We start from the raw sequence: 12402 nt of genomic DNA on the forward strand, positions 1-12402 counted from the left end.
GCGCCAATGGTACTGCGTCTTAAGACGTGGGAGAGTAGGTCGCCGCCAGGTCACTCAGGCTCAAGAGACGTCAAACCAAAGCATATACGCTGGCATCTTCGCACATATTGGAAACGCCCCGGCTCTCATCAGCCGGGGCGTTTTGCTGTTGGCCCTTTTTGTCGTTGGCTTACCGGCGTTGGCGCAACTGCCGTACCGCCAGCGCTTCGGGAACGCTGCCGGGTGTCGCGGGGTTACCTCCGGGCGACACCAACATACGGACGTTCGATGACCTTGCAGCAGTTCATGGCCTTTGCGTTGGTGGGCATCGTGGTGGCGATGTTGGTCTGGAACAAGCTGCGTTTCGACGTGGTGGCGGTGCTGGCCCTGCTGGCCGGCGTATTCCTGGGGCTGATTCCGGCGAAGGATGCATTTTCCGGGTTTGCCGACGACATCGTCATCATCATCGCCTCCGCTCTCATCGTCAGCGCCGGGATCGCCCGATCAGGCGTGATCGATGCGCTGGTGCGCCCGGTGGCAGCAAAGTTGAACACGCCGACGCGCCAGATCGCCTTCCTGTCCGGATCGGTGGCCTTCATGTCGGCGCTGATGAAGAACATCGGCGCGCTCGCCATTTTCCTGCCGATCACCATGCAGTTGGCGCGGCGGCACCGCACCGGCGCACATCGTGTGCTGATGCCGATGGCGTTCGCCTCCCTGATGGGGGGGCTGATGACGCTGGTCGGCACCTCGCCCAACATCATCGTGTCCCGCGTGCGGGAGGAAATTCTCGGCAAGCCCTTCGCCATGTTCGATTACCTGCCGGTCGGCCTTGGGATCACATTGGCCGGGTTGGCCTTCCTGATGGTCGGCTGGCGCCTGCTGCCCCAGGACCGCAGCGGCGCCCGGTCGGCGGAAGAGACCTTTGCGGTCGAGAACTACGCTAGCGAGATGAGGCTGCCGGCGGCATCGGCCTTCGTCGGCCGCACCGTCCGCGACATCGAAGCCCTGGCGGAGGGAGAGGCGCAGGTGATCGGCCTGATCCGCGAGCGGTTCCGCCGCTATGTTCCCGACAAGCACTGGGTTTTGCTGGCCGACGACATTTTGGTGCTGGAGGGCGATGCGCCGGCCCTGCAGCGTCTGGTCCAGGCGGCGTCTCTGGAACCGCTGGGCGTGTTGGAGGGAGTGGATGGCGAACTGCTGGCGGTCGAGGCGGTGGTCACGCCCGACTCGCCGCTTGCCGGCCATTCCGATCGCCGTCTCGATCTGCGGCGGCGTTTCGGCCTCAGCCTGCTTGCAGTGAGCCGCGCCGGCGAGCGGATTGCCCAGCGCCTGCACCATGTTGTGTTCCGAGAGGGTGACCTGCTGCTGCTCCAGGTGCCGGCGGAGCGCTATCCCGACGCTCTTGCCGATGCCAACCTGATCCCGCTGGCGGAGCGCCGCCTGCAACTCGGCCGGCGCCGGCCGATGTGGGTGCCGGTCGGGATCGTCATCATCACCATGCTGGTCGTCGGCTTCCATTTGGCCCCGCTGGCGGTCACCTTCCTGGCGGCGGCAACGGCGATGATCGTCACCGGGGTGCTCAGCGTCGAGGATGCCTATCACGCGGTGGAGTGGCCGATCATCATCCTGCTGGCCGCGCTGATCCCGGTCAGCGGCACGCTGGAGAGCACCGGGGCGACCCAGGTGATTTCCACCCTGCTGGCCGATGCCGCACGCGGCCTGCCGGCGGTAGCCTGCGTCACGCTGGTCATGGCGGCGGCGATGGCGGTCACGCCCTTCCTCAACAATGCGGCGACCGTGTTGGTCATGGCGCCCATCGGTGCCGGGGTGGCCCAGCAATTGGGCCTCAGCCCCGACCCGTTCCTGATGGCTGTCGCCGTCGGTGCCGGCAGCGATTTCCTGACTCCCATCGGCCATCAATGCAACACGCTGGTGATGGGCCCCGGCGGTTACCGGTTCAGCGACTATCCCCGGCTGGGTTTGCCGTTGTCGCTGCTCATCCTGACGCTTGGCACCTGGCTGATCGTGATGGTCTGGCCGCTCGGGGGGTGAGGAAGGAACAACGGCTCCCGACCGGATGTTGCCAATCGCCGCCCGCCCCATCGCCGCATCCCGTTGCCAACTGGCGGGCCCGACCAATGAGGAACACGACCGTGCTGGTTTCCGAGATCATGGCGAAAGCGCTGGAGTTCATCGCCCCCGACGCCACCGTACAGGAGGCTGCGACGCTGATGGGCGAACTGGATGTCGGTGCGCTGCCGGTCGGGTCGGCCGAGGATCTGCTGGGCATCCTGACCGACCGCGACATCCTGTTCCGGGTGGTGGCGGAGGGTGGCGACAGCACGCGGGTGCGGGTGCGCGAGGTGATGTCCAGTTCCGTCTTCAGCTGCCGCGACACCGACACGCTGGCCACGGCCATGGACATCATGGGCGCCTACCATGTGCGGCGCCTGCCGGTCCTGGACGAGGCGAAGCAGGTCGTCGGCTGGCTGACGCTGAGCGACGTGTCGCGCCGGCTTCTGCTGGAAACCGACACGATCCGCAACGCGCTGGGCGAACTCAGCGCCAGCGGGCAGGACGTCTGACGGCAGGACGTCTGATGGGGGCGGCTACAGCCGCAGACCCATCTGCCGGTTCAGCCGCACCACCAGATCGGCGGGCAGGCCGAGGCGCTGGGCGAGGTAGCGCAGGTAGGAGCGGTTGATCGGCGCGTTTTTGTCGACCGCCGCCAGAGAGACCGCATAGAAGCGGGCGGCCAGGCGCGGGTTGTCGACCTGCCGGACCAACTCCTCCAGGCATTGCGGTTCTTCCAACGAACTCTCAAGCGCGCGCCGATCCTCTTCGTCGAGGGGACTGCTGCGCAGCTTGCCCCTGATCCGGCCGAGTTCCATGCCGTCCATCTTGCCGTTCGCGTGGGCCGCGGCGGCCATGGCGCGGACCAGCAGGCGGGCCTCCTCCGGACTGGCGGTTGCAAGATCCGCGGGCGCGCGGTCGTGCAACTGGTGGCGGTTGCGCAGATGGGCGTCCAGGATCTGCCGGGCCAGCATCTCGTGCAGCACCGGCTGATGACCGAGTCGCGACCCCAGCGGGTTGGAGTCCGCTTCCGGCTCGCCAGTGGGAATGGCGGTCGGAATGCCGGTCGGAATGGGGGGCGGTGAATCCGGCGAGCCGCCGAACAGGCGCTTCAGCAGGCCGGGCTTCTGAAGATCCGTCATCAGGGGGTTCCCCCAGCGGTCCCGGCCAGCCGTTGCATCGCGCTGTCGATCTGCGTCAGCAGGCGGGAGAAGTCGACGGGCTTGGGGTGGTAATCGTCGCAGCCCGCCTGCAGAGTCTTCTCGCGGTCGCCGGACATGGCGTGCGCGGTCAGGGCGATGATCGGGATGGCGGCCGTCTCACCGCCCGCCTTCAGTTCGCGGGCGGCGGTCCAGCCGTCGATGACCGGCAGGTTCATATCGAGCAGGATCACGTCCGGCCGTTCGCTGCGCGCCATTTCCACCCCCTGGCGCCCGTCGAAGGCGAGCACCACGTCGAACCCCCGCCGCTTCAGCCGGCGGGACAGGAAGTCCCAGATTTCCTCATGGTCTTCGACCAGCAGAAGCTTAGCCATCGGTTCCTCCCGTTCCCGTCGTCGCGCCTGTGGCATCGTCGGCCTTGCCGGAGGCCGGCCGCAGGCGAGCGATCGCGTCCTTCAACTCTTCGATCATCTCTTCCGATCCGTCCTCCGTCATCGGGATGATGTCGCGGACACGGCCGCGCAGCTCCTCGGCCTCGTCGCGGCCGATCGCCTGGGGGGCCATGACGATGACGGGGATGCCGCTCCAGTCCGGCTTGCGGCTCAGCGCCTTGAGGAAAGCGAAGCCGTCGAGGCCGTTCATGAAGGGGTCCAGCAGGATCACGGTCGGCCGGACGGCGGCAAGCTGGCGGAACGCCTCCTCCTCCGTCTCGGCCTCCCGGACATCCCAGCCGTCGCGGCCCAGCTCCGCCCCCAGGAGGGCGCGGGTCTCGTCAGCCTCCATCAGCACAAGCGCGGTACCCGGAGCCTGTCCGCTGAGTCCGCTCAGCACGCGGTGCAGGCGCTGCCAGTCCACCGGTTTGGTGAAATAGTCGGCGGCGCCCAGCGACAGGGCCAGTCCCTTTTCCCGGCGGGAAGAGATGATGATGACGGGGATGTCGGCCAGATCGGGCTCCGCCTTCAGCAGCGACAGCACCGACCAGCCGTCGGTCCGCGGCATCATCACGTCCAGCAGGATGGCGCGCGGGCGGATTTGCCGGGCGATCGACAGGCCGGTCTGGCCGTCCGCCGCCAGCGCCACGCCGAAGCCCTCGCGGTGCAGGAAGCGGGCAAGCAGTTCGCGCATCGCCTGCTCGTCGTCGATGATCAGGATCGTCTCGCGGGCGGACGACGCGGATGCGGTCTGGTCGGCCGTGACCGGTGAAGGATTGGAGTGGCGGTGCGTCTGGCCCTGCCGCAGGTCGGTGGGCAGTCGCAGGATGAAGCTGGTGCCCTTGCCGGAAGCGGTTTCGACCGCGATCTCGCCACCCAGCATCTCCGCGAAGGCCTTGGTGATCGCCAGCCCCAGCCCGGTCCCGCCGAAGCGGCGCGTGGTGGAGCTGTCGGCCTGCATGAAGCGTTCGAACAGCCGGCGGACCTGCTCCGGCGACATGCCGATGCCGGTATCGGTGACGCGGAAGATCACCATGTCCTCCGCCGCAATGTCCCCGGCTGTAATGTCCCCCGATGCCGCGCCGGTGCCCGCCGCGGCGCGCTCGACCGACAGGGTGACGGTGCCGTTCTCGGTGAATTTGGCGGCATTGCTCAGCAGGTTGAACAGGCACTGCCGAACCTTCACCACGTCGGTGTGCATGCGTCCCACCCCGTCCGCCACCTGAACCGCCAGCCGGTTGCCCTTCTTCGACACCAGGGCTTCGACCGTCGCGGCGACCTCGCGGGTCAACTCGGAGATATCGGCGTCCTCGCCATGCACCTCCATCTTGCCGGCCTCGATCTTCGAGATGTCGAGGACGCCGTTGATGAGGTTCAGCAAGTGGCGGGCGTTGGCCTCGATCTTCTCAAGGTCGGGCAGCATGCTGTCGACGCCGAGGTCCGACAGTTCCTCCTCCAGCATCTCGGTGTAGCCGATGACGGCGCTGAGCGGCGTGCGCAGCTCATGGCTCATGTTGGCGATGAACAGGCTCTTGGCCCGGTTGGCCTCCTCCGCGGCGAGGCGGGCGGCCTCCAGCTCCTCCTCCGCCCGCTTGCGGGTGCTGATGTCCTGCATGGCACCGATCATGCGCAGCGGCTGTCCGATGGCGTTGCGCAGGACGAAGCCGCGGTCGAGGATGCTGGCATAGCTGCCGTCGGCGCGGCGGAAGCGGTATTCGTCGTTCCAACGGGTGCCGCCGCCGTCGATCACCGCATGGATGCCGGTCACCACATGGTCCTGGTCGTCGGGGTGGATGTGGTCCATCCACCAGGCGGCGGCGGTCTCTGTGACGTCCTCGCCATAACCGAACAGGGTGCGTACCGCCTCGTTCCAGTGGATGCGGTCCGACGACAGGTTCCAGTCCCAGATGGCGTCGTTGGTCGCCCGCGCCGCCAGCCGGTAACGCTCCTCCGTCTCGCGCAACGCCTCCTCGGCGCGGCGGCGGGTGGTGATGTCGGTGTGCACGCCGACCCATTCCTGCACGGCGCCGTTGCCGTCCAGCAGCGGGACGGCGCGGACCAGCATGTCGCGGTAGACGCCGTCGTGGCGGCGCAGCCGGTGTTCGGCCTTGTAGATTGTCCGTCCCGTCCGCGCCGCGCGCCAGGCCTCCGCCGTGTGTGGGCGGTCGTCGGGGTGGATGGCGTCGATCCAGCCGGTGCCCTTCAACTGGTCGAAACTCTGGCCGGTGAAGGCGCTCCAACTCGGCTGCGGAGCGGTGAAGCGCCCAGTCTCCGACGTGCTCCAGACGATGGCGGCGGTGGCCTCCACCAGCGAGCGGAACCGTTCCTCGCTGACGCGCAGACGGTCCTCAGCCAGCCTGCGGTCGGTGATGTCCCAGGTGACGCCGATCAGGCTCAGGCTGCGTTCGGGCGTGCTGTCGGTTACGATGCCGCGCGCCACCGCCCAGCGGACCTCGCCCGAGGGCAGGAGGATGCGGAACTCGGCATCATACTCGCCGCGTTCCCGCCGGGCGGTCTCGATGATCTGCCGGATGTGGGGCTGGTCGTCGGGGTGCACGCGGCCGGTCACGTCCGATCCGCAGAGCGGGCGGTCGGGCGGGAACTCCGCGGTGAAGTCGAAGATCTCGCGCAGGCGGGCGTCGGCCTCGATGCGGTCCTCGTCCAGGTTCCACGACCATGCGCCGATCCGCGCTGCATTGAGCGCCAGTTGCAGCCGCCGCTCCGCCTCCATCACGCGGGCTTCGGCCCGGCGCTGCTCGGTCACGTCGGTGTTGGTGCCCAGCCAGCGCAGAATGCGCCCATCGGGACTGCGGACCGGTACGGCGCGGGACAGGAACCAGCGGTATTCGCCGTCGTGCCTGCGCAGCGGGAAGGTGTCCTCCCACGGCTCCTCCGCCCGGATGGCGCGGAAGAAGCCATCGGAGGCGCGGTCGACATGGTCCGGGTGGTGGACAATGCGCCAGTTCCAACCCTCTGTCTCGCCCGGCTTGGTGCCGGTGAAATCGTACCAGCGCTGATTGTACCAATAGATCGCGCCGCCGGCATCGGCCATCCAGGTCAGCTGCGGGATCAGGTCGGCGAGGCTGCGGAACTGTTCCTCGTTCTCGCGCAGCAGAGCTTCCGTCCGCTGGCGCTCCGCCGCGTCGCGGGCGCGGTCTATGGCCCCGCCCAGCAGGTTGGCGAAGCCCTGGAGGAAGGCGGCGTCGGCAGCGTCGAAGCGCCCCTCCTGCCGGCTGTCGACCTCCAGCACGCCGAAGGGTTCGCCTTCGCCGCGGATGATCACGTTGATGGCGCTTTTCACCCCATGTTCGGCCAGGAGCGCCGGGAGTCGGAAGCGCGATTCGGTGCCGAGATCGTTGGAGATGACGGGCTCGCCGGTCTTCAGCGCGTAGCCGGCAGGGGAGGCGAGGTCGGCCCCAACCGTCCGGCTTCCGACGACGCCGGGGTGCCAGCCGACGCCCGCGCGGACCAGCAGGCGGTCTCCCACCGTCCCGTCGCCAACACTGTCCCGCACCCATTCCAGGGCCTTGCACAACTCCGTTCCCAGCCCTTCGGCACACAGGCGCGTGGCTTCCTGCAGCAGCGTGTCGATGTCCGTGCTCTTCAGGGCGGCCATGCCGAAGCGGGCCAGCAGATCGTGCTGCCTTTCCCTACGGGCCAGATTCTCGGCGAGCAGGCCGGCATCGGACCTGTCTTGCGGGGGTGTTCCGGTGAGGGAAATCGGAGCGGAGGGCATGAACCGTGGCGGCCGGGGAAGGGTACGCAGACAAGAACAGCGCTCCGCGCCATTCGTTCGCAACGGCGTGATGGGTACCGCTCCCGCCCCCCGATGGAGACGGCGGCCGATGTCCCGATGGAGCGGACCGGTACTCCCCCTTTGCGATACGACCAGTGAACGCATGCGCAATCGGCGGACGGGCCTGTTGAGGAAAGCGGGGTGGCCGCTCGTGGCCCCTTCATCACCGATCTGCGTCACCGATCCGCCAAGCCCGTCACCTGTTCCGGAGTGTTCATCCCATGGCCCGTGTCACCGTCGAGGATTGTGTCCTTCTGGTCCCCAACCGCTTCGATCTGGTCATGGTGGCGGCGCAGCGCGCCCGTCAGATCGCCAGCGGGGCGCCGCTGGCGATCGACCGCGACAACGACAAGAACCCGGTGGTCGCCCTGCGCGAGATCGCGGAGGAGAAGCTGTCGCTGCCCGATCTGCGCGACACCCTGATCCGCGGCCATCAGAAGTCGGTGGAGGCCGACGAGCCGGAAGAGGAGATCGTCGACCTGATGGCGGACGAAAACACCTGGATGCACACCACCGACAACTCGCTTGCCGACGACGACTCCATGAGCGACGCGGAGGAGGACATCACCGAGGATGACGATATCGCCTCAGAAATGGACCGCAATCCCGGTGCGGCTTTCGGCATGACCGAGGATGACGTGGTCGGCAACGATGCCGACGGCGATGTCGGGCCATAAGCGCGGAGCACGAGCCATGACGGTGTCCATTCAGGGAGAGAGGTGACCGGATGAGGAGGCTTTTCACCACCGGCCTGTCCGCGATGGCCCTGTCCGCCGTCGCATTATCGGCTGTGGCGGTCGGCGCCGGAATCTTGGGGAAGCGGGGGCAGCGTCAGGCGGCGAGCCGGGCATTTCCCGCATCGCCCGCTCCCCCCGCCGAGGCGCTGGACCGGGCGATGCGGGATGTCGTCGCCTATGGTCTGCTGCCGGCGGGGGCGCTCGCCGGGTTCGCGGACTGGCTGGTCCACCGCAGGATGGACATCCAGCACACGGCCGGGGCCAAGGAATCGCTGATGCACATCGCGATGTCGGGACAGGCGGCGATGCCCGGCCTGGCGCTGCTTCTGCTGGAGACCAATCCGCGCAGTCTGGCGCTGATGGTCGCCGGCCTGCTGTCGCACGAGGCGACGATGATGGCGGATCTGCGCTACGCCATCACGCGGCGGCCGGTCCCCCCGGTCGAGCAGAAGATGCACGGCATCCAGAACATGGTCCCCGCCGTGCCCCTTGCCATGGCCGCCGCCAGCTACCTCGCGCGACACCGCGAGGGGATGGAGCCGGAGCCGGCGCTTCGTTTCCGCCGCGACATTCCTCCCGCCCATCTGGCCGTCATCGCCGCCGCCATGCTGCTGGACGGCGCCGCCTATGCGGTCGAACTCGCCGAAGGGCTGCGGGAGAATGGCGGACGGCTGGTGCCGGACCGGCGGGAGAGGCCGGTCAGGGCGGTTGCGGCTCAGGATTCGTGAGACCTCTCCCCCCGGCCTTCCATGCCGTTTCATGCAGGCCGCCTTACCGGCTGGCACGCACCGCCGACAGCAGGCGCGGAATGTGGCGCGCGAGGCCGATGGCGATGCCGGCACCGTGGAGCATCGCGGTCGACAGCAGGAAGCCCAGGCTGTAGAGGACCGGATCGGCGGCCTGCGGCATCTCGGCGCCGTGAGCGTGGCCGTGCAGGACGGCGAAGGCACCGACCAACAGCATTCCGGCCGCCACCGGAACCCGCTTGTTCAGCAGCACGAGCAAACCCAGCACCGCGACTGAGGCGGCGATCCCGGCCTCCACCCCCGGCAATTCGATACCGGACATGCCGAGCAGTGCGCCTCCCGCCAGCATGGCGATGAAGGACGCCGGCAGCAGCCAGATCGCCCGGCCGCCATTCTGCGCCGCCCAGATGCCGACGGCTACCATGGCCAGCAGATGGTCGATTCCGTTCAGCGGGTGGAGCAGCCCTTCCTGGAACATCGCGTGTCCGGCGTGGCCGGTGTGGGCAACCGCCGGAAAGGCGAGCGCCGCCGTCAGAAGGCCGGCAAGGCCGGCGGAAAGCAACCTGTTCATTGCAAACGATCTCCTGTGAATGCCGGTTGTTCTGTGCCGGCCGTTCTCTGCCTGCTGTGCTCTCTTGCCGGGATCAGCCGATCAGGGAGGCCTTCAGATGGCCCCGTCCGTCCTCCGCCTCGTCCAACTGGCGAAGCATATCGAGGGTGGTCAGCGCATCGGCCTCGGTGATCCGCGATAGGGCGAAGCCGAGATGGACCAGCACCCAGTCGCCGACCCAGGCGGCCGGCGGCTCATTGGGGTTGGCGAGACAGGAGAGGTTCACCTCCCGCTCCTCGCCCAGCATGTCGGCCAGGACGGTCATCCGTCCGGCATCGGCGACGGCGAGGATCCGGGCCGGGACACCAAGGCACATGGCGAGGCTCCTTCATCGCAGCGTTCAGGCCACTTCCAGTTCGACAAGGGTCAGGTCGTCACCGCCGCGTGGGCTGAGGCGCTGGCCGCCGCAGGTGGGGCAGGAGGCGAGCCGTGACGGCACCTCCCGTTCGCAAGCGCAGTCGTCGCACCAGACGAGACCCGGTGGCTGGACGATGTCGACCGCCGCCCCATCGGCCAGCGTGTCGCGACGGACCACGTCGAAGGCGAAGCGCAGGGCGTCCGGATCGACGCAGGCGAATTGCCCCACCGCCAGCCGGATGCGGGTCACGCGCCGGAAGGCGTGCCGACGGGATTCCTCCTGCAGCAAATCCAGTAGCCGTTCGCACAATGAAAGCTCATGCATCTTCCGTCTCCACCTCGTGCAAAATATCACCACAGACAAAGTGTGGCAAACCGTAAAACAGAATCTGTACATGAAAGTTCATTATCGTATCTGGACGATAAGTGTATTCTATCGACCGATAAGCCAACTTTATTTAGAGAACACCTGTTAAATATTGACGGTGAGCCGTAATGCCGCATGTCGTTCCGCCGCGCACCGGCGCAAGATCGTGGGGCGAGCGCCGGCCCGACCATGGCGTCGGGACCAATGCTCCAGCTTCGGCGTTATAACGGTACGCTGTGGCGGACCGTTCGGCCGGCGCTCGTCCTCACCCCGCCTTTCATCGCAGCCAGGGGCTCTGCCACATCATGAATCATGCAACCGCCTGCGCGGCCCCGACCCCCGCGCCGCTTTCCCTGGCGCAGCCGCTTTCGCGGCAGGGCGTCCGGCTGGTGCCGGCGACCGTCTGCACCGGATCGGACACCGATGACCGCGAAGAGAAGATCATCGACGAGGTGCCGGTCGGGCTGGTCTATGCCGGCGACCTGTTCGCCGTCATGTTGGCGACCCCGACCGACCTGGAGGACTTCGCCACCGGTTTCTCGCTCAGCGAGGGGATCGTCGGCAGTGCCGACGAACTGGCGATCACCGCAATCGACGAACTGACGGACGGCGTGCGCCTGCGCATGGAGCTGCCGGTGGAGAGGCTTGCGGCCCTTCTGCGGCGCAAGCGCAACCTGATGGGCGGATCCGGCTGCGGCCGTTGCGGCACCGACAGCTTCGCGGAAACGCTGCGGCCTCTCGACCCCGTCCGCTCCACCGCCCGCATCGCGCCCGATGCGATCCGCCGCGCCGTGGCGGCTTTGCCGTCGGGGCAGACCTTGAACCGGCAGACCGGCGCCGTCCATGCCGCCGGATTTGCCCTTCCCGACGGGCAACTGGTCGCCGTTCGCGAGGATGTCGGGCGGCACAATGCGCTCGATAAGCTGATCGGCGCGCTGGCCCGCGCCGGCATCGACCCGACCGGCGGTTTCGTCGTGGTGTCGAGCCGCTGTTCCTTCGAGATGGTCCACAAGACCGCCGCGGCCGGCATCCCGCTGATCGCCGCCATCTCCGCCCCGACATCGCTCTGCGTCGGCTTTGCCGAGACGGTCGGGGTGGGTGTGGTCGCCTATGTGCGCGACGGCCGTTTCACCGTCTACGCGGTGCCCTCCCGCGTCGCCACGCTCGCATGAGCGTCAAACCCCGCGGGCCGGTTCATCGCCGGCCCGCAGGAGTATCCTGATCAGTGTGTCGCGGCAGGCCGCCCCATCACCGGCATCGCCTTGCGCGACGGCAGCGGGGTCAGGCCGCCCAGCCCCTTGCGGTAGATCAGCCAATAGACGCCGCCGACGAACACCGACCCTCCGACGATGTTGCCCAGCGTGGCGAACAGCAGGTTGTGCAGGATGCCGCCCGCCGTGATCATCGAAACGTCCATTCCCGCCGGCACATGGCCCGTCAGCTTCAGCACATAGGCCAGCGGCAGGAAATACAGGTTGGCGATGCAGTGCTCGAACCCGGCGGCGACGAAGGCGGCGACCGGCAAGGTCAGCGCCACGATCTTGTCGGTCACCGTCCGGCCGGCATAGGCGAGCCAGACCGCCAGGCAGACCAGCAGGTTGCACATGATGCCCTTGAAGAAGATCGTCACCGCGTCGGGCGCGATCTTGCCGATGGCGAGCTTCAGGACGGCGCCGCCGACCGCACCGTTGTTCATCTCGGTGTGATGCGACATGAAGATCAGGAAGACAAGGCCGAGCGCGCCGACCGCGTTGCCGATCCAGATCGTCGCCCAGTTGCGCAGGACCTGCGCCGTGCTGATCTGACCGTTCGCCCGTGCCATCACGATCAGGCAGTTGCCGGTGAACAGCTCCGCCCCGCCGACCATGACCAGCGACAGGCCGAGCGAGAAGACCAGCCCGCCCAACACCCGCTGAACCGCGAAGCTGAGGGCCGGATCGGCCAGCACGATGACGAAGAACATGCCGCCCAGCCCGATGCCGCCGCCGGCGACCACCGCCAGCATGAAGCTGGGCAGGAAGGGCATCGTCGCCTTCTTCACGCCGAGCTTTTCCACCTTGTCCTGAATCTCGGCGGGCGAATAGGCGTCCATGCCGAGCACCATCGAGTCTTTGGATGCAGGATCCGTTGCCATGACGGGGTC

General features: G+C 67.7%; 12 protein-coding genes. 5 read left to right on the forward strand and 7 right to left on the reverse strand.

Annotated elements, in window-relative coordinates; all coding sequences use genetic code 11:
• Positions 1 to 267 precede the first annotated feature (267 nt).
• Both FZ983_RS32560 and FZ983_RS32565 read left to right on the forward strand, forming a co-directional pair.
• On the forward strand, positions 268 to 2034 hold the full coding sequence (locus FZ983_RS32560) for an SLC13 family permease (protein ID WP_149228927.1): 1767 nt from the start codon (positions 268 to 270) through the stop codon (positions 2032 to 2034).
• Between the two features lie 86 nt (positions 2035 to 2120).
• Positions 2121 to 2567, forward strand: a complete 447-nt coding sequence (locus tag FZ983_RS32565) for a CBS domain-containing protein (RefSeq protein WP_247884070.1) — start codon at positions 2121 to 2123, stop codon at positions 2565 to 2567.
• A gap of 24 nt (positions 2568 to 2591) precedes the next feature.
• Here FZ983_RS32565 and FZ983_RS32570 read toward each other — a convergent pair whose 3' ends face one another.
• From FZ983_RS32570 to FZ983_RS32580, 3 genes are read right to left on the reverse strand one after another with little or no spacing between them, the layout of a single operon-like run.
• The gene (locus FZ983_RS32570; RefSeq protein WP_149228928.1) at positions 2592 to 3197 is read right to left on the reverse strand and encodes a DUF533 domain-containing protein; all 606 of its coding nucleotides are present in this window, start codon (positions 3195 to 3197) and stop codon (positions 2592 to 2594) included.
• Positions 3197 to 3589 (reverse strand): response regulator, encoded by a 393-nt coding sequence (locus FZ983_RS32575; protein WP_149228929.1) that lies wholly within the window; start codon positions 3587 to 3589, stop codon positions 3197 to 3199. The genes FZ983_RS32570 and FZ983_RS32575 overlap by 1 nt, the downstream gene beginning before the upstream one ends.
• On the reverse strand, positions 3582 to 7382 hold the full coding sequence (locus tag FZ983_RS32580; RefSeq protein WP_149228930.1) for a PAS domain-containing protein: 3801 nt from the start codon (positions 7380 to 7382) through the stop codon (positions 3582 to 3584). Before FZ983_RS32580 ends, FZ983_RS32575 begins: the two co-directional genes overlap by 8 nt.
• A 281-nt stretch (positions 7383 to 7663) precedes the next feature.
• On the opposite strand from FZ983_RS32580, the gene rpoZ reads away from it, so the two are divergent.
• Entirely contained in the window at positions 7664 to 8119 is a 456-nt protein-coding gene (rpoZ, locus tag FZ983_RS32585; protein WP_149228931.1) for a DNA-directed RNA polymerase subunit omega, read from the forward strand.
• A gap of 50 nt (positions 8120 to 8169) precedes the next feature.
• Positions 8170 to 8907, forward strand: coding sequence for a hypothetical protein (locus FZ983_RS32590; RefSeq protein ID WP_149228932.1), 738 nt, complete (start codon positions 8170 to 8172; stop codon positions 8905 to 8907).
• A 43-nt stretch (positions 8908 to 8950) separates the two neighbouring features.
• Here the strand turns inward: FZ983_RS32590 and FZ983_RS32595 are convergent, their stop codons facing one another.
• The 3 genes from FZ983_RS32595 to hypA all read right to left on the reverse strand — a co-directional run bounded on the left by FZ983_RS32595 (position 8951) and on the right by hypA (position 10217).
• Positions 8951 to 9496: a HupE/UreJ family protein gene (locus tag FZ983_RS32595; RefSeq protein WP_149228933.1), complete on the reverse strand. Its 546-nt coding sequence runs from the start codon at positions 9494 to 9496 to the stop codon at positions 8951 to 8953.
• A 73-nt stretch (positions 9497 to 9569) separates the two neighbouring features.
• Entirely contained in the window at positions 9570 to 9851 is a 282-nt protein-coding gene (locus FZ983_RS32600; RefSeq protein WP_149228934.1) for a HypC/HybG/HupF family hydrogenase formation chaperone, read from the reverse strand.
• A 24-nt stretch (positions 9852 to 9875) separates the two neighbouring features.
• The gene (hypA, locus tag FZ983_RS32605; RefSeq protein WP_149228935.1) at positions 9876 to 10217 is read right to left on the reverse strand and encodes a hydrogenase maturation nickel metallochaperone HypA; all 342 of its coding nucleotides are present in this window, start codon (positions 10215 to 10217) and stop codon (positions 9876 to 9878) included.
• A gap of 347 nt (positions 10218 to 10564) precedes the next feature.
• On the opposite strand from hypA, the gene fdhD reads away from it, so the two are divergent.
• A complete protein-coding gene (gene fdhD, locus FZ983_RS32610; protein ID WP_149228936.1) occupies positions 10565 to 11431 on the forward strand; it encodes a formate dehydrogenase accessory sulfurtransferase FdhD in 867 nt (288 codons plus the stop codon).
• 50 nt (positions 11432 to 11481) lie between these two features.
• Here the strand turns inward: fdhD and FZ983_RS32615 are convergent, their stop codons facing one another.
• Positions 11482 to 12393 (reverse strand): formate/nitrite transporter family protein, encoded by a 912-nt coding sequence (locus FZ983_RS32615; protein WP_247884071.1) that lies wholly within the window; start codon positions 12391 to 12393, stop codon positions 11482 to 11484.
• Positions 12394 to 12402: the final 9 nt, after the last annotated feature.

Source organism: Azospirillum sp. B21, assembly GCF_008364825.1.
GTDB lineage: Bacteria > Pseudomonadota > Alphaproteobacteria > Azospirillales > Azospirillaceae > Azospirillum.

Coding starts and splice junctions, on each gene's coding strand:
- FZ983_RS32560 (WP_149228927.1), top strand. CDS start 268: ATGACCTTGCAGCAGTTCATGGCCTTTGCGTTGGTGGGCATCGTGGTG.
- FZ983_RS32565 (WP_247884070.1), top strand. CDS start 2,121: ATGAGGAACACGACCGTGCTGGTTTCCGAGATCATGGCGAAAGCGCTG.
- FZ983_RS32570 (WP_149228928.1), bottom strand. CDS start 3,197: ATGACGGATCTTCAGAAGCCCGGCCTGCTGAAGCGCCTGTTCGGCGGC.
- FZ983_RS32575 (WP_149228929.1), bottom strand. CDS start 3,589: ATGGCTAAGCTTCTGCTGGTCGAAGACCATGAGGAAATCTGGGACTTC.
- FZ983_RS32580 (WP_149228930.1), bottom strand. CDS start 7,382: ATGCCCTCCGCTCCGATTTCCCTCACCGGAACACCCCCGCAAGACAGG.
- rpoZ (WP_149228931.1), top strand. CDS start 7,664: ATGGCCCGTGTCACCGTCGAGGATTGTGTCCTTCTGGTCCCCAACCGC.
- FZ983_RS32590 (WP_149228932.1), top strand. CDS start 8,170: ATGAGGAGGCTTTTCACCACCGGCCTGTCCGCGATGGCCCTGTCCGCC.
- FZ983_RS32595 (WP_149228933.1), bottom strand. CDS start 9,496: ATGAACAGGTTGCTTTCCGCCGGCCTTGCCGGCCTTCTGACGGCGGCG.
- FZ983_RS32600 (WP_149228934.1), bottom strand. CDS start 9,851: ATGTGCCTTGGTGTCCCGGCCCGGATCCTCGCCGTCGCCGATGCCGGA.
- hypA (WP_149228935.1), bottom strand. CDS start 10,217: ATGCATGAGCTTTCATTGTGCGAACGGCTACTGGATTTGCTGCAGGAG.
- fdhD (WP_149228936.1), top strand. CDS start 10,565: ATGAATCATGCAACCGCCTGCGCGGCCCCGACCCCCGCGCCGCTTTCC.
- FZ983_RS32615 (WP_247884071.1), bottom strand. CDS start 12,393: ATGGCAACGGATCCTGCATCCAAAGACTCGATGGTGCTCGGCATGGAC.